The following is a 16,589-nucleotide window of genomic DNA, read 5'->3' as shown; positions in this document are numbered from 1 at the left end:
AATTCTGAAGCCGTGACATGAGCCTACTGCCTACCCTCCTCCACAGACCTGTTCCGGCCAGCGAAATACCTCCAACCATCTATGCTCACCAAACCCACCCCACGGAGCCTGTTCGAAAATGGACATTCGCCAGAAAACCATCGGGTTCGGTCTGGTCAGCATCCTCGCCGCCCTGTTGCTCGGCGGTAGCGGCCTGCTCGCCGAGCATGACCAGAACCAGGCGTTGCAACGTAGCGAGGCCAGCATGGCGGCCCTGCGCAATCATATGGAAGGCGACATGATGCACGATGCGCTGCGCGCCGATGTGCTGGCCGCCCTGCTGGTCAAGCCGGGCGATACCGACACCGCCAACCAGGTGCTGGCCGACCTCGACGAGCACGCCAAGTGGTTCCGCAGCGTCGTGCAAAGCAACCTGGAACTGCCTCTGGACACTGACCTGCACCAGGCCATCAACGACCTGGGCCCCCTCCTCGACCACTACATCGCCAGCGCCACCTCGATCATTCAGTTGGCATTGCAGTCGCCTGAACAGGCCCAGGCGCAGCTGCCGGCCTTCGTCGCCGCCTTCAAGGAGCTGGAGCAGCGCAACAGCACCCTCAGCGACCTGATCGCCGGCAATGCCGAGCAGAGCCGCGAGCAGAGCACCGCCACCCTGCATCAGGGCATCAGCGTGCTGGTGGCCGGGATGATCCTGGCGACCCTGGCGTTGGTGCTGTGCACCTTCCTGCTGCTGCGCTCGATCCTGCGGCCATTGAGCCAGACCATGGCGGTTGCCGAGCGTATCGCCCAGGGCGACCTCACCACCGCGATCGAGGTCCACGACCGTGATGAAACCGGGCATCTGTTGCGTTCGCTGGCGGACATGCGTGACAGCCTGGGCAACATGATCAAGGCCATCCATGAAGAGAACCTGCTGCTGCTCGAAGTGGCCGACGAGCTGGGCCAGGCCTCCAGTAGCCTGGTGCAGCGTACCAGCCAGCAGTCCGACAGCGCCGTGAGCATGGCCTCGGCCACCGAGCAGATGATCGCCAGCCTGGCGCGGATCGCCGACCACGCCCGCGATGCGCAGGCCATCTCCGGGCAGTCCGAGCGCCTGGCCAGCGACGGCGGCGAGGTCATCCTCAACGTGGTTGGCGGCATGCAGGGGATCGACGAAGCGGTCAACCGTTCCTCTGAAACCATCACCGTGCTGGGGCAAAGCTCGGAAGAGATCCACTCGATCATCCAGGTGATCAACACCATCGCCGAGCAGACCAACCTGCTGGCCTTGAACGCGGCCATCGAAGCCGCCCGTGCCGGCGAGGCCGGGCGCGGGTTTGCCGTGGTCGCCGACGAAGTGCGGGGCCTGGCCGGGCGCACGGCGCAGTCGACCCGGGAGATCACCGGCATGATCGAACGTATCCGGCAAAGCACGGGCAACGCCGTCGACAGCATGCAGACCGGTGTCACCCGGGTGCGCGCCGGCGTGGAGCTGGCCACTCAGGCCGGGGCGTCGATCCAGCAGATTCGTGAAGGCGCCCGCCGCGCCGCGTCGGTGGTCGAAGAAATCTCGCAGACCATCGGTGAGCAGACCCGGGCCAGCCAGGATGTCGCCCAGCAGGTCGAGCTGATCGCCCGCATGTCGCGGGACAGCACCGACACCACGCGGCAGTTGGCCTCGGCGGCGCAGCGGCTGGGCGAGATTGCCCAGGGCATGCAGGCCAGTGTGTCGCGCTTTCGGGTGTGAAGGGTACCGTGGTTCAGGGCATGGAAACGGTCATTACCGCGGAGCCGGAAAATTCTCCCGGAGTGACCAAGCCGCTGCCAACCAGTCTTGACTTCATCAGGAGCGGCGCAGGACTGCCCTCTTCCACCGCAACAGGCAGGCCTGCCGAGGCGTCCAAACCATTCATGGTGAGCTGCGAGTAAAGGCTGTTGTCGGACCTCAGGCGCACACCCTTCGAGCCATCCCTGCTCAACGTGACAGTGACGCTGGATACATTGGTACAAGCCAGCTGCAGTTGTGTCGTCGCTTCGTGGCCATTGACCTCTGTGTCTTTCACAGTGCCGTGATCAATGAGCGGAGAACCATTGATTTGGCACTGCACCACAGGCTTCTTGACTTTGGTACAGGGGCCTACAGGAAGCACGAAGCCACCAGTGCCTTCGTACGAATAACCTTCGGTGAACGAGATGCAGAACCGGTCATCGATGGTCGTGGTCTTGGGGACGAGTACCGATCCATGGAAAGGGATCCTGAAGCCCTGCGTGCTCAACTGGCTGTAGATGCTGCTCATCGAGGTCGAGGGGGTCAACCTCCAGTAGTTTCCACTGGAGATCATCCTCATGTAGTTGCCTGCTCCGTGAACACCATGGATGCTCAGGTTACAACTGACCGCCCTGAGATCGGTGCAGTACGCTCCGCCCCCGCTGTTCCAGTCGGTGACCGTGAAATAGTAACGGGTTCCCCCCGGTTCGATGCGGCTTTCATCCGAAACGATGGTGACCGCCTGCGCCCTGCCGATCACCGTCGCGACGATGATGGCCAGGGCGAAGCGGGAGTACCTTGTCGACTTGCTCATCACAATCTTTGCCTGGCACATTGGACGTACAGAGTACGTAGGCAATTAGCTGTGATTACCTAGGCAGTATCCGAGCCATCACTAGGAAATTTCCGAAGATACATGAGCGCCTGATCCAGTGCATCGATGGCGGACTGTACGTCCTCGACCGCCTGCGCAAGGCGCGCAACGCTGATATCGGTGCTCTGGCACAGCCACTCCAGTTGCCGGCAACTCTCTACCACCTGCTGCGCCTTGACTACACGTGCGGCGCCCTTGATCCGGTGCGCAAGCTCGGCCAGGGCCCCGGTAGCCCCCTCCTCCAGCAATCGGCCAAGCGCTTGGCTATCCCGACGGTTATTGCCAACCAGCTCGTCAAGAATCTCGCGGAACTTGGCTGGCTGATTGCTTACCAGTACCTCCAGAGGCCCCAGATCCAGCAATGGGCTCTCAGCGTGCCGCATCGGCAGTGGCAAAGGTCCAGGCATGCTTGAAGGCTCGCCAGATGTGCCCAATGCAGCGAGGCGTCTGCCGAGCTCATCCAGTCCTATAGGCTTGATCAGGCAATCATCCATGCCGGCCTGTATGCACTGTTCAATTTCTTCAGGCTGGGCATCGGCAGTCAAACCGATGATCACGGTGCGTTCAAGCCCTTTCTCCTGTTCCTGTCGCCGAATCTCCCGCGCCAGTTCCACACCGCTCATGACAGGCATGTGGCAGTCGCTGATGACCACATCGAAGGCTTGCGCGCTCCAGCATGCCAGGGCCTGCTGGCCATCCTGCGCCTGGATGACTTCATGGCCGAGGAACTGCAGTTGCTGGTGCAGCACCTGGCGATTGACCTGATGATCATCCACCACCAACACCTGCAGACAGCAGACCTGACAAGCCGGCTCGGGCGATGGCGCGACAGCGCCACTCATGCGCTCCAGCACCTGCAGGCGCAGGTCAACCGCCACTCGCGTGCCACGGCCGGGCTCACTGCTCAGGTTTACCTGGCCACCCATCATTTCGCACAGCGAGCGGCAGATCACCAGGCCAAGCCCGGAGCCCTCAAGATGCTGAACATTGCGCTTGACCTGAGCAAAGGGCTGGAACAACCGGCTCTGCTCGGCTGGGCTTATACCCACGCCAGTATCTTCCACCACAAGAGCTACCCGGAGTACAGCATCCTCGACCAGCACACCACCCATGCGGATGCTGATGCGCCCCTCCTCTGTAAACTTGATGGCATTGCTGACCAGGTTCGACAACAGCTGCTTGAAGCGCAGGCCATCGATCAGTACATCGCAATTGATACTGGAGTCGACATCCAGCGACAGGTTCAGGCGTTTCTGGCGCGCCAGCCCTTCAAACACCCGGACCACCGACTCGGCCAGTTCACGCAGGTTGGCGCGTTTGGGCGAAAGACTCAGATGGCCGGATTCGATGCGTGCGATGTCAAGGATGTCGCCGATCAGGGACAGCAGGCTCTTGGCCGAACCATGGGCGATTTCGATGCTGGCACGGTCGATCGGCGTGCTGTCGGCGCGCTTGAGCGCCAGCTCCAGGATGCCGATCACCGCATTCATCGGCGTGCGGATCTCATGGCTCATTGTCGCCAGAAAACTGGTCTTGGCGCGGCTGGCCGCGTCAGCGCTGTCTTTGGCCTCTTCGAGCTGGCGCACCAGCTGGCGGTGCTCAGTGATGTCCAGCCAGCCACAGATGACCCCTTTGGTGACACCTTTTGAGTCATTGAACGGTTGGATCCAGTGGTTGACCCACACCTCCCGGCCCTGCAACTGGAAGGTGCAGACCGTCTCGACGGTTTGTCCATCACGCATGGCTTTGAGGTAGTTACGCTGGAAATCACCCGAGCGCTCGAAGTGCCCTGCCGGCAATTGGCGCACGTTGCGCTCCAGTACCTGGGCAGCAGACAGGCCAACGGCCTGAAGGTAACTGCGGTTGCACGACAGCATGCGCCCTTTTACATCGCGCACATACAACGGCGGCGGCATGCTGTCGGTCAGGGCCTGGACGAATTGCAACTGGTCGCCGAGCTGCCGTTCGGCGACCAGCCGGGCCCTGACCTGGCGACGAAGGTAGCCCACCCATACCAGGGAGAGCCCCAGCAACAGCGCGGCACCGGTGATGATCTCGACGATCAGCCACTGGTAATCGACCCAGGTCTCCCCGCTCATGCCGGGCGGGGAGCGCCAACGGTTGGAAATCGCATTGAGTTCATCGGGCGCCACGTCGCGCAGGACCTTGTCGATGATCGACTGCAGTTCGGCATCACTTCGGCGCATGGCGAAATTGACGGTCGCCGGGCCGATATCGAGCGCGCGCTCGATCGCTAGTTGGCCATCGAAGAGGCGCTCGTTGTAGTACCGCGCAGCTGGCAAGGACACCACTGCGGCGTCCGCCCTGCCCTGGTACAAAAGGTTCATCGAGTCCAATGAACCGCCTGCCTCGATCAGCCTGGCATGCGGAAAGGTCGCACGAAAACGAGGAATAGCGACATGCCCAGTGGGAATGGCCACCTTCTTGTCGGCCAAGCTCATCGCAGAGGCCTGCTCCCGGGCACGGCGCAGCAACACGAACGGGCCACCCAGCAAAGGGCGCGAGAAACGCAGGTGCTCCTCACGTGTCGGGCTGGCGGTCATGATCGCCAGGTCCGCGTCACCCTGGCGGACCGCATCGATGATCTCAGGGAAGCCACCTCCGCGCGAGACTACCTGGAAGTGCAGCCCGGTACTGAGGGTAATGACCTCCAGCAGATCGGCTATACCACCGGTGAACACGCCTTTGGCGTCAAAATAGGCACCAGGTGCCAGATCATCGTTGATCACCAACCGTGCGACGGGATGACGCTCGATCCAGCGCCGCTGCTCCGAGGTCAGCTCCAGTGGCGTCTCGCCGGGAATGAAACTGTTGCCAACCCAGCGTTTGGCCAAGGCGCCCATCCGCTCATTGCCAATGGCATGGATGGCAGTGTCCAGCAGTCGCTGCAGACGTGTGTTGTCCGCACGCAGCCCATAGCGGTAGTCAGCAGAGATCACATCGACAAAGCGTTCGAAGCGCACATAGTCGTAATAGGATCGGTTGATCTGGTAATAGGCGCTATACAGATCGTCCAGATAGACATCGGCCTGCCCGAACGCCGCTGCCGCGATTGCCTGGCCCGGGTCGGCGCTCACCTTGAACTGCGCACGGGGAAAGCGCTCGCGTAATCCCTCGACATGCTCGTCTGTCACGGCCACCTGCAGCCCGGCCAGGTCGGGCGGCGAATGCCGAGGTTCGGCGCTGGGCCTGAACACCGCCAGGCGATCACTCGCGTAAGGGGCGCTGAAGATCAACGTGTCGGATGGTGCTGGGCTGGCATGACGGCTGAGTACGTCAATGGTACCGGCCTGTAGTGCCTGCAGGGCATCCTGGTCGCTGGCATACGTCACCGCTTTCACCCGCAACCCCAGTAACTGCGCAACCAGAGCCGTCGCATCGGCGCTAATGCCTTCGTAACGATGGCCTTCGGCACTCACTGAAAAAGGTGGCGCCTCGCTGGGCGAAACACCGATCCTGAGTTCAGCCTTTTGACGCAACCATTGCCAGTCTTCGGCCGCCAGGTTGACGGGATAGTGTTCGGCGGCAAGCAACCCCGTGAGCGCTTGCGGCACCGGTAGCGTTGCTGCCGTCAGCTGGGCGCAGAACAGCATCAGGCATGGGTACAGCCATGGAAACCGTGGAAGCATGGGGGATAGAAAACCGAAGGGAGCAATGGATTGAAGGGGATTCATCAATGATGGCTGTGAGCCGTTGATCGGTCTTCCTGACTGAACAAATCATAGCGCACAGTCGTCGGTTTCATCTGCCTGCCGCGCACTTCCCCAGTACTCGATGAAAAGCCGCTCCGGCATAGGTCGGGCGAACAGGAAACCTTGGGCAAAGGTCGCACCGAGTTCGACCAGGCGCGCCAACTGTTCGGACGTTTCCACGCCTTCGATGACCAACGAAAGATCCAGGGCGCGAGCCAGCGCGATGGCGCAACTGATGATTGCCTCACCCTGAGGCAGGCTTTGCATTCGCTGCACAAAGCTGCGATCGAGCTTTATCTGGCTGAAGGGTAACTCGCCAAGCCGCTGCAAGGACGAGTAGCCAGCGCCAAAGTCATCCATGGCCAATCCGCAGCCCATGATGCGCAGGCGCAGCAGATTCTCCAGGCTCTTTGCCGGAACGCTGATCAGGCTGGATTCGGTAATTTCGAAAGTTACCTGCGCCGGCGGTACCCGCAACTGCTTGAGCAGCGCCGATATCCGTTCGCTCAGGCAGTCACAGGCCAGTTGCGCGGGGTGCAGGTTGAAGGCGAGGTTGACCGGCTTGCCATGCGCCGCCAGCAACCGGAACAGGCTCAGACCTTGTCTGAGCAGTTGCCAGAAAAGTTGATCAACCAGGCCGCTCTGCTCCATCACCGGCAGAAAATGCGCGGGTGTCAGCACGCCCCAGCGGGGATGGGCCCAGCGAGCGAGTACTTCTGCGCCCATGCCCCGTTGCCCGGGCAAGCTCACCTTGGGCTGGTAGTAGGCTTCGAACTCGCCGTTGTCCAGCCCTTGTTGTACATCCCGCAACGTGGCCAGTTCGATGGCCTCGAGGGGGGCGGCCGTGCTCTGCCGATACGCGCGATAACGTCCGAGCAACCCGCTGAACCCCTCGAGACTGAAAGGTTTGCCCAGGTCGCCAAGGAACGGCAGGCCCAGGCAGTGGATCATCGCCACCGTGGCCTGGCGCAGCACTGAGTCCAGCTCGCTGCACAGCACCACCGCCCCCACCTTGCCGGTGAGGCTGGCATGGCGCAGGAATGCCAGGCCGTCGGTGCCCGGCATTCGCAAGTCGCAGAGCACAATGTCGATACCGCTGCTCTGGTGGAGTATCGCCATGGCCTGTTCGCCGTCCGCGGCTTGCAGTATCGGGCCGCAGAACTGCTTTTGTAGCGCGGTCACAGTAACCAGGCGCTGGAAGGGTTCATCTTCCAGCACCAAAATGCTTAGAGGTTGCATTGCCGTCATTCCTGCAGGGGGAAAGCCAGTCTGAGAACGGCTGAGCACCATCTCCATATGAGTTTTCCTAAGTTTTTTTAGGAAAATTCCTACACTGTACTTCCACAAGCCTCGGCCCTTTCTCGCGCAGCCGATAGTGCTACCCTGTGCAAGCAAAACGCCACCGCACCATCCTGTTTGGGTATTGAAGGTTAGAAAGATGCACAGTGTATTGATTGTTGACGACCATCCGGTCATTCGCCTTGCCGTCAGGGTATTGCTGGAAAAGCACGGCATGCGTGTAGTCGGCGAAACAGACAACGGCCTTGATGCGGTGCGGATGGTGCGTGAGTTGACGCCGCAGGTAGTAGTGCTCGATATCGGTATTCCGAAGCTGGACGGCCTGAGCGTGATTACCCGGATCAAGGCGTTGAAAGTACGTAGCGAGATCCTCGTGCTGACTTCGCAGACCGCCGATGCCGTGTGTCGCCGCTGCATCCAGCTGGGCGCTCGGGGGTTCGTCAACAAAGAGGAGGACCTGAGCAGCCTGATTACCGCGATCAAGGCCGTGGACTCGGGTTACACCTTCTACCCGTCGTTGCCCTCTGACAGTGTCAACCCTGCGGAAAACCTGACCGAGCTGGAGCAGATCCGCGCACTGACCGACCGCGAGATGACCGTGCTGCAGTACCTGGCGCAGGGGTACTCGAATAAACAGATCGGTGAAATGCTGTTCCTGAGCAACAAGACCGTCAGCACCTACAAGACACGTCTTCTGCAGAAACTCTGCGTTCCGTCACTGGTGGACCTGGCCGAGTTCGCCAAGCGCAATGCGTTGATTCCCTGACAGACTTCACCTCCTCGCCTGTAGGAAGTTTCCTATGGGTGCGTCGGCAACGTCCTACTCCATTCCTCCCCTCCCATTCCTAGACTGGCGCCACCTCGAACGTTGCTGGTCTGCGTTTCGAGCACGTTCCATCGAACCCCCTTCGAGGACGTCTACGTCAATACAGGAGTGTGAAAATGAAAGTCAGTACTTTGGCCGGCGCGATCATGGCAGTCAGCTTGGCCACGTTGTCGACCGCGAGTGTCGCCAAGGATCAGGGGCACGGTGTCATTACCTTCAAGGGTGCGATTATCGACGCGCCCTGCTCCATCGCCCAGGAGTCGCAATACCAGACGATCGACATGGACCAGATCGCCAACGCAGACCTGAAGAACGGCGGCAAGTCCCGGCTCACGCCATTCAAGATCGAGCTGCGAGGCTGCGACCTTGGCGCCTTGAAGAGCGCCACCGCGACCTTCACCGGCTCGCCTGCCGCCAACCCCGAACTGCTGGCAATCAAAGGCTCGGCCACCGGCGCCAGCCTGGCGATTGCCGACCACACCGGCGCGTTGATCAAGCTTGGCAGCGAATCGCCGGCACAGAGCTTGTCCGATGGCGATACCTCGCTGTTGTTCAATGCCTACCTGCAAGGCGACATGGTCGCCGGGAAGAACGGCAACCCTGACGCAGCTGCCGAGATCACCCCAGGTAGCTTCGAGACCTTCGCCAACTTTACCCTCGCCTACCAGTAACGCGGCGCACCACTGGAACGCTCCGCGGCGCGGCAATCGCCTTTGCCGCGGGGCGCATGAGGAGACGCCGATGCGTCATTGGACCCAGGTACGGCTCGCCGCACTGTGCCTCTGGACAGGCCTGAGCTGTGCGCAGACGGCCGAACCGAGGGCCCTGATGCCTAAAGGGCGCGTGCAACTGACGGGCAGCATCGTGGTCGGTGGCTGCTCCATTCGCGTTGGCAGCGATAACCAGACGGTGAGCCTGCCAGCCACGGCCTTGCAAGGACTGCTACGTGGCGATGGTATTTCGCAGCAACCGCTGCGCATCGAGATCAGTGGCTGCTTCGCAATGTCCGCGCAAGACCAGGCCGATCCACGGCAGTTGATGCGGGTCGTGTTCGACGGTGAGGGCAGCGAAGGCTATTTCAGCACCCAGGGCGATGCCAGAGGCGTCGCCCTGCAAATCCGGGACAGCAACGGAAAGCCGATCGTCCCCGGAACGGTGCTGCAAGGCAGTCACTTTGCGGTCGACCGACTGACCCTGGACTACGTCCTCGCACTGGTGGGCGACGGCGCCACCCTGGCATCGGGCGAGTTCCGCGCCACGGTCAGACTGGTCATTCAGCACCTCTGATCACGCCACCATTGGCGCTACAGCTTTCAAGGAACGCATTCGTGACTCATCGCAAGGTATCGGCAATCGCGGCACTGTCCTGCCTCGCGTCATGGGCGAGTGCTGCCCAGCAGTTTCAGTTCAACACCGACGTACTGGATGTCAAGGATCGCCAGCACCTGGATCTGGGTGTGTTTGCGTCGGCCAACTTCATCATGCCCGGGGAGTACACGCTCATGGTCCGCGTGAACCAGCAGGCACTGGCCGAATTCCAGGTGCCCTATATCGCCCGCAACGGCGATCCGAAGGACAGCGTCGCCTGTCTTGCCCCGTCACTGGTGGAACAGATCGGGCTAAAGGAGCAGCGGCTCGACGATCTGGCCTGGTGGCATGATGGCGCCTGCCTGGATCTCACCAGCGTGCCGGGCATGCAGGCGCACGGCGACCTGGGAGCCTCGGCCCTGAACCTGAGCATTCCCCAGGACTCTCTGGAGTACACAGCGAGCAACTGGGACCCGCCTTCGCGCTGGGACCACGGTATCGACGGCTTGCTGTTCGACTACAACCTCAACCTGCAGAGCCGCTGGCGCAAGCGAGAACGAGGACGCGGTGACAATTTGAGTGGCAACGGCACCACGGGTGTCAACCTTGGCGCCTGGCGCCTGCGAGGTGACTGGCAGGCGCAGGCGCAGCGTGGCAGCGACCGAACCTCCAGCCAGCAATTCACCTGGGCCCGGATCCATGCGCTGCGGCCTTTGCCCTCCCTGCGTGCGAACCTGGTCGTGGGGGAAGACTACCTGGACTCCGGCTTGTTCGGCAGCCTGCGCTATACCGGTGTCAACCTCGGCAGCGACGACAACATGCTGCCGCCGAACCTCAGGGGCTATGCCCCCGAAGTGCGCGGCGTGGCCAATACCAACGCACGCGTGGTAATCCGCCAGCAAGGCCGTGTGCTGTACGACACCCAGGTACCGCCAGGGCCGTTTCGCATTCAGGACCTGAACGATGCGGTGAGTGGCCAACTCGACGTACGCGTCGAGGAACAGGATGGTCATGTCCAGCAATTCCAGCTGGACACGGCAAGCATTCCTTACCTCGCACGCCCAGGCAGCGTGCGCTACAAGCTGGCCGCGGGTCAGCCTTCCGACTGGGAACATCGCCTCGATGGCCCAAGCTTCGCCACAGGCGAGTTTTCCTGGGGCGTCAGCAATGGCTGGTCGCTGTATGGCGGTGCCCTCGGCGCAGCGGGCTACAACGCACTTGCACTGGGCGCAGGCCGGGACCTCATGGCGTTCGGCGCCCTGTCGCTGGACGTGACCCAGTCTCGCGCCAACCTGCCCGGGGAAGATGCCCTGAACGGCAAGTCCTACCGCGCTAGCTACTCGAAGCGCTTCGATGCCTATGACAGCCAGGTGACCTTTGCCGGGTACCGGTTTTCCCAGCGCAACTACATGAGCATCAACGAGTTCGTCGAGGCACGTCGTGGCGCCAACCCCTTCAACCAGAGCAAGGAACTGTACAGCGCCACACTGAGCAAGCAGTTCCGTGACGCCGGGCTCAGCGCCTACCTGAACTACAACCACCAGACCTACTGGAACAGTCGGCCCAGTGATCGCTACAGCCTGTCACTGTCGCGCTATTTCGATACAGGTAACCTGAAGAACCTCAGCCTGTCCCTGACGGCGTACCGCAACACGGCCAATGGTACCGCCGAAGACGGTGCCTACCTGTCGCTCACCGTTCCCTGGGGCGGGACGGGCTCGCTGAGTCTCAACTCCTCGACCAGTGGTGGCGACAGCTCCCACACGCTGAGCGGCTACGACCGCATCGACGAACGCAGCCACTACATGCTCAGCGCCGGCACAGCGGCTGGCGGCAAGAGCCTGGGTGGCTTCTATTCCCGTGACGGCGATCAGATGCAACTGGTCGCCAGCGCCAGCCATCAGGCAGGCGAATACACCTCGGCGGGACTTTCACTGCAAGGCGGCGCGACCCTGACCGGCCAAGGCGCCGCGTTGCACCGCAGCAGCGTGATGGGTGGCACCCGGCTGCTGCTAGATACCCAGGGTGTGGCGGGTGTGCCGGTACGTGGCAATGGCGCGGTCACCCGTACCAACCGTTTCGGCAAAGCCGTGGTCACCGATGTCAACAGTTACTACCGCAACCAGGCCAGCATCGAGCTGGACAGCCTGGCTGACGACGTCGAAGCCACTCGCTCGGTGACCCAGGCCACATTGACCGAGGGGGCTATCGGCTATCGGCGCTTCGATGTGATTGCCGGACATAAAGCCATGGTCGTCATTCGCCTGGGCGAGCACGGCACGCCACCGTTCGGCGCCACGGTGCAGAACCTGCGCGGCCAGGAAACCGGCATCGTCGGCGAGGACGGTGCGACCTACCTGAGCGGCATGAAACCCGGCGAAGCCATGTCCTTGCACTGGGACGGCGCCGAACGTTGCCGCTTCACCCTGCCCTCGCAACTGACCAGCCCGCAGCAAGCGCTGGAGCTCTCCTGCCAGCCTGTCGGCACCGCTGCTTGATATTTTCACGAAACAGGAACGCACCCATGAACATCTTGCAACCTCTGGGCATCATGCTTGCCTTGTGCACCGCTCAAACGACCCTCGCGGCAGTATCGCTGGACCGCACCCGGGTCATCTTCACCGGTGCGGACAAGTCGGTGAGCCTCGGTATCAGCAACCAGAATGCCCAACTGCCCTACCTGGCGCAGGCCTGGCTCGAGAATGAACATGCCGAGAAAATCGGCAGCCCCTTGGTCGTCGTCCCGCCTATCCAGCGTCTGGAGGCCGGCAGCAACAGTCAGGTGAAGATCCAGGGCCTGCCCGCGCTTGCCGAACTGCCGCAGGATCGCGAATCACTGTTCTATTTCAACCTGCGTGAAATTCCGCCGCGCAGTGACAAGCCGAACACCTTGCAGATCGCCTTGCAGACGCGAGTGAAGCTGTTCTATCGCCCCGCCGCGATCGCCACCAAGGCCAGCATGGGCCAGGTACCCTGGCAGGAACGTCTGACGCTGATTCGCCAGGGGGATGCCTATCGGGTAAACAACCCCACCCCTTACTACGTCACGCTTATCGACGCTGCCCGTGATGCGAAAGCCGGCTCCGTGAGTGCTTTCAAGCCATTGATGGTCGCCCCGGGCGCGCAACAGGACCTTGGGCTGGGCCGTACCCAACTGGGCGATAGCCCGGTGCTTACGTATGTGAACGATTATGGCGGTCGCCCACGCTTGAGCTTCACCTGCGCTGGGGACACCTGCACCGCCAGCCCGCTTGCCGGCAGTCAATGAGCCTTGCCATGCACTATTGGTCGATGAGCAAGACATTCAACGTGCGCCTGACGGTTTTGCTCTGCGCTGGCAATGCATTGTTGCCCCTCCTGGCAAGCGCACGCGATCTTCAGACAGCCGAGTTCCAGGTCACGGGGGTGTTGCTGGAGAGCGCCTGCTATCTGGCACCTGACTCGGCATACCAGGCCATTGCGCTGGGGGCGCTGGACACCCGCACACTGGCTCGCCTGGGTGAACGGGGCGCTGCCGTCCCATTGCGCCTGAAACTCGAGGGTTGCGTGCGCAGTGAGGGTGGCCGCCGTGATGAACAGACTGGAACACTGAGCTGGAGTGCCATCGAGCCGGTGGCCACGGTGACATTCAGCGCCGTTGCCGACAGTGATACGCCGGAGCTGATCAAGGTGGCTGGCGCTGCAGGTTTCGGCCTGCGCCTGCTCAACGTGCATGGGCAGGATGTCCGGCTGGGCAACAGCGCACCTGCCTGGTTCGTTTCTCCGGGCGCCAGCCAGCTGACGTTCTATCTGCGGCCAGAGCGCACCTCGGCGGCGCTGCAACCCGGCGCGTTCCGCGCCAGTCTCTGGGTGAACCTGACATATGACTGAGGGTAGACCGATGAGGGTGTTGAAGGTGGCGGTCTCCATTGCCCTGCTATGGGGCTTGTCGACCGTGAACGCGGACGAACGCAAAGTACTGACCATCAAGGGCACGGTCCTCGCTTCGATTCCCTGCGTGATCAATGCCGACCAGCCGATCGACGCGGCATTCGGTGACGTGCAGACAGCGTTCATCGATGGCGTCTACAAGACCATCACCCTCGACTACACCCTCGATTGCAAACGAGCCGGCACCAACCAGTTGCGCCTGCAGATCAAGGGCAGCATCGCGGGCTTCGATCCGCAGTTGCTGCTCGTGCCTGGCCGTCCCGGCCTCGGGATTGCCTTGAAGAAGGATAACGCCAGGCTCGGCGTCAATACCTGGAGCGACTTCGACTCCGGCAAAGTGCCCCTGCTTCAGGCAGTGCTGGTCAAGCAACCGGGTAGCGATATCGAATCCGGCGCATTCAAGGCCAGTGCGACCCTGGTCGTGGACTATCGATGAACAGACTCTACCGTGCGCTCCTGGCGCTTTTACTGCTCGCCCTTGCGCTCTCGGGCAAGGCTGCCGACAACGTGCAGTTCAGTGGCAACCTGATCGCCACGCCGCTGTGCACCCTCAGTGACAAAGGCGGCCGTATCGATGTGCGCTTCCAGCGCAACATCGCCATCAACCGCATCGATGGCCATGAGTATCGTCAGCCGATCCCCTATCAGCTCGACTGCCCCGGCGCGGCGGGTTCGGGCATTGCCTGGCGCATGCGCCTGACCTTGGTGGGTGACCCCACAGCCTTTGATCCGGCGGCGTTGCAGACATCGATTCCCGACCTGGGAATCAAGGTTCTGCTGGACGGTGCCGACCTTGTGGTGGGTATCTCCCGCCCGCTCCAGGTGTCCAACGGTTCGCCACTGCCGCTGCTGGAGGCGGTCCCGGTCAAGCGCCGCGACGCTGTGCTGCAGAGCAAGGACTTCACCGCCTCGGCCTTACTGCTCGCCGAACTCTACTAGGAGCGTCCATGTACAAGATCATCGCAGTCTGTATGACGGCCTGCCTGGTCGGGCAGGCCCAGGCCAACGAGGACAACCTGTTTTTCTCAGGCACGTTGGTCAATGAGCCCTGCGTGCTGGCCACTGAGTCTGAAGCGGTCACGCTCGACTTCGGCAACATCGTCGACAAGGCGCTCTACCTCAATGGGCGTACCCGCGGCGAACCAGTCGTCCTGCGCTTGCAGAACTGCACGCCAGAGGTGGGCGCAAAAGGCGTCAGCATCACCCTGCACGGCGCCGAGAGCATCGACCCCCCTGGCCTGCTCGTGGTTGCCGAAGGTTTGCTGGTGGGTCTGGAGCGCGGCAATGGACAAGCCCTGGCGTTGAACAAGGCCCATCCGATGGGCGATTTGGTCAACGGCGAGAATCTGATCGGCTTCAATGCGTACCTGCAACGCGACCTCCTGGCTGGGCAGATCCTGCAGCCAGGCAGGTTTGAAGGGACGGTCACCTTCTCACTCAGCTACGAATGACAGGACGCCTCGAGGCACCCTGTCTTCGGTGGGTACTACTTGCTCAACGCCTTGCCCACCGCGTTGACGAATACCGCCTGCTCGTCATACAGCGAGCCGGGGCTCTCGGCGTTCTTCCAGGTCGACCACTGCACCACTACCAGACGCTCCGCCGGGTTGATGGCGATGCTCTGGCCAAAGATGCCCAGCGCCCAGAACGTCTGGCCGCTGGTGGCGGTGCGCTTGGGTTCGGCATCGCTGTCTGGGGCCGGCGCGTTGTACCACCACTGGTAGCCGTACTGACCCTTGGGTGCGGCGGCCGTCACTGAGCCCTTGGCCTGGGTCCAGTGGGTGGAGCGCGCGATCCAGTCGTCCGGGAGCAGCTTGTCGCCCGTTGGCAATTGTCCGCCACTCAGCACGAACTGGCCGAACCGCCCCCAGTCACGCAACGTGGCATTGAAGCCGTGGCCGCCCATGTCCACCTTGCCGGGCACCAGCGCATGCCAGACCCCGGCCTGTTGCATGCCGTAGCGGCTCCACACGCGGCTCTGCAGGTACTTGGCAATGGTCATGCCGGTGGCATTCTCCAGCACCCGACCGACCAGCCAGGCGCCACCGGTGTTGTACGACCAGACCTCGCCCGGCTTGACCCCGGGCTTGCGCTTGACCGACCTCACCAGTTCGAGCACGCAGTGATAGGGATCGGCGGTGGCCTCGCACTGGGTCATGTGCGAAAAGTCCGAATCCTTGGAGGCGTAGTTCTCGTCCCAGATTACGCCCGAGGTGTGTTGCAACAGCTGGTGCAAGGTTACGTCCTGCCATTCGGAACCCTCCAGTTCCGGAACATAGCGGCTGATTCTGTCGTCCAGCGACTGGATCTTGCCTTCCTTGACAGCGATGCCGACCAGCACGCTGACCACCGACTTGGCCACCGAGCGGGACGTCCACAAGGTCTGCGGCGTGTTGCCCTTGCCGTAGTACTCGTAGGCGATCTTGCCGTCCTTAAGCACCAGCAAGCCGGTCACGCTCTGGTTGGCCAGGTATTGCGCCAGGTTGTGCGTCTTGCCGCCCAACTGATACTGCACGTCAGTCAGTGTGTGGCTGGCCGGCGGCAAGGGAAATGGCGTGGCGCCGTTCGGGGCGAAGACATCGCCGCCGTAGAGGCGGTAGGTGTTGCGAAAGCCCACGACCCGGGTGTCCTGGTCCCAGGTGAGCATATCCCTGGCAGCCGGCAGCACCTTGTCGAAGGGCTGCGGGCAGGGTTCAAGCTCTGGCACGCCGCAGGCCCCCTTGTTGTCGGCCGCCTGCGCCGCACCAGCCAGGGCGGCGAGCGTCAGGGCCAGGATGGAAAGACCGTTGAACGACTTATTTATTGTTGTTGGCCGCATCGGAGGGCTCCTCGTAAAGCGCGGAAATACGCCGTCCCGAGTGTCGACAACTTGAAGGGGCGGGAAAAGCACAA

14 protein-coding genes and 1 pseudogene are annotated in these 16,589 nt (G+C 62.1%); 11 read left to right on the top strand and 4 right to left on the bottom strand.

Going from position 1 to position 16,589, the window contains the following annotated elements:
- Window positions 1-118: 118 nt before the first annotated feature.
- Window positions 119-865: pseudogene (locus AC3WL2_RS04505) on the top strand (HAMP domain-containing protein); the annotation flags it as partial.
- A complete protein-coding gene (locus AC3WL2_RS04500) occupies window positions 863-1,726 on the top strand; it encodes a methyl-accepting chemotaxis protein (protein WP_408980285.1) in 864 nt (287 codons plus the stop codon). The pseudogene AC3WL2_RS04505 and the gene AC3WL2_RS04500, both read left to right, overlap by 3 nt.
- A gap of 13 nt (window positions 1,727-1,739) precedes the next feature.
- Here AC3WL2_RS04500 and AC3WL2_RS04495 read toward each other — a convergent pair whose 3' ends face one another.
- The 3 genes from AC3WL2_RS04495 to AC3WL2_RS04485 are packed head-to-tail and all read right to left on the bottom strand — an operon-like array spanning window position 1,740 to window position 7,573.
- Window positions 1,740-2,561: an MrpH family fimbial adhesin gene (locus tag AC3WL2_RS04495; RefSeq protein ID WP_102681990.1), complete on the bottom strand. Its 822-nt coding sequence runs from the start codon at window positions 2,559-2,561 to the stop codon at window positions 1,740-1,742.
- Window positions 2,562-2,620: 59 nt separating this feature from the next.
- Window positions 2,621-6,316 (bottom strand): response regulator, encoded by a 3,696-nt coding sequence (locus AC3WL2_RS04490; protein ID WP_492574577.1) that lies wholly within the window; start codon window positions 6,314-6,316, stop codon window positions 2,621-2,623.
- Window positions 6,317-6,361: 45 nt separating this feature from the next.
- On the bottom strand, window positions 6,362-7,573 hold the full coding sequence (locus AC3WL2_RS04485; RefSeq protein ID WP_102681992.1) for an EAL domain-containing response regulator: 1,212 nt from the start codon (window positions 7,571-7,573) through the stop codon (window positions 6,362-6,364).
- A 199-nt stretch (window positions 7,574-7,772) separates the two neighbouring features.
- Here AC3WL2_RS04485 and AC3WL2_RS04480 point away from each other — a divergent pair, with 199 nt between their 5' ends.
- The 9 genes from AC3WL2_RS04480 to AC3WL2_RS04440 all read left to right on the top strand — a co-directional run bounded on the left by AC3WL2_RS04480 (window position 7,773) and on the right by AC3WL2_RS04440 (window position 15,148).
- Window positions 7,773-8,399, top strand: coding sequence for a response regulator transcription factor (locus tag AC3WL2_RS04480; protein WP_102681993.1), 627 nt, complete (start codon window positions 7,773-7,775; stop codon window positions 8,397-8,399).
- Between the two features lie 176 nt (window positions 8,400-8,575).
- Complete coding sequence (locus AC3WL2_RS04475) at window positions 8,576-9,130, top strand: fimbrial protein (RefSeq protein ID WP_102681994.1); 555 nt, start codon at window positions 8,576-8,578, stop codon at window positions 9,128-9,130.
- Window positions 9,131-9,200: 70 nt separating this feature from the next.
- Window positions 9,201-9,746, top strand: coding sequence for a fimbrial protein (locus AC3WL2_RS04470; protein ID WP_158247485.1), 546 nt, complete (start codon window positions 9,201-9,203; stop codon window positions 9,744-9,746).
- Window positions 9,747-9,787: 41 nt separating this feature from the next.
- Entirely contained in the window at window positions 9,788-12,265 is a 2,478-nt protein-coding gene (locus AC3WL2_RS04465; RefSeq protein ID WP_207238321.1) for an outer membrane usher protein, read from the top strand.
- 26 nt (window positions 12,266-12,291) lie between these two features.
- The gene (locus tag AC3WL2_RS04460; RefSeq protein WP_102681995.1) at window positions 12,292-13,035 is read left to right on the top strand and encodes a fimbria/pilus periplasmic chaperone; all 744 of its coding nucleotides are present in this window, start codon (window positions 12,292-12,294) and stop codon (window positions 13,033-13,035) included.
- Window positions 13,036-13,043: 8 nt separating this feature from the next.
- Entirely contained in the window at window positions 13,044-13,637 is a 594-nt protein-coding gene (locus AC3WL2_RS04455) for a fimbrial protein (RefSeq protein WP_158247484.1), read from the top strand.
- A gap of 10 nt (window positions 13,638-13,647) precedes the next feature.
- Window positions 13,648-14,133 carry a fimbrial protein gene (locus AC3WL2_RS04450; protein ID WP_158247483.1) on the top strand — a complete coding sequence of 162 codons (486 nt, stop codon included), beginning with the start codon at window positions 13,648-13,650 and terminating at the stop codon, window positions 14,131-14,133.
- Window positions 14,130-14,636: a fimbrial protein gene (locus AC3WL2_RS04445; RefSeq protein ID WP_102681998.1), complete on the top strand. Its 507-nt coding sequence runs from the start codon at window positions 14,130-14,132 to the stop codon at window positions 14,634-14,636. The genes AC3WL2_RS04450 and AC3WL2_RS04445 overlap by 4 nt, the downstream gene beginning before the upstream one ends.
- Before the next feature lie 8 nt (window positions 14,637-14,644).
- Complete coding sequence (locus AC3WL2_RS04440) at window positions 14,645-15,148, top strand: fimbrial protein (RefSeq protein WP_102681999.1); 504 nt, start codon at window positions 14,645-14,647, stop codon at window positions 15,146-15,148.
- A gap of 35 nt (window positions 15,149-15,183) precedes the next feature.
- On the opposite strand, the gene AC3WL2_RS04435 is transcribed toward AC3WL2_RS04440, so the two are convergent.
- Window positions 15,184-16,515 (bottom strand): serine hydrolase domain-containing protein, encoded by a 1,332-nt coding sequence (locus AC3WL2_RS04435; protein ID WP_102682000.1) that lies wholly within the window; start codon window positions 16,513-16,515, stop codon window positions 15,184-15,186.
- Between the last annotated feature and the right edge of the window lie 74 nt (window positions 16,516-16,589).

It is taken from the genome of Pseudomonas sp. FW305-96, from assembly GCF_058783825.1.
This window is presented reverse-complemented; position numbering and strand designations above follow the sequence as displayed.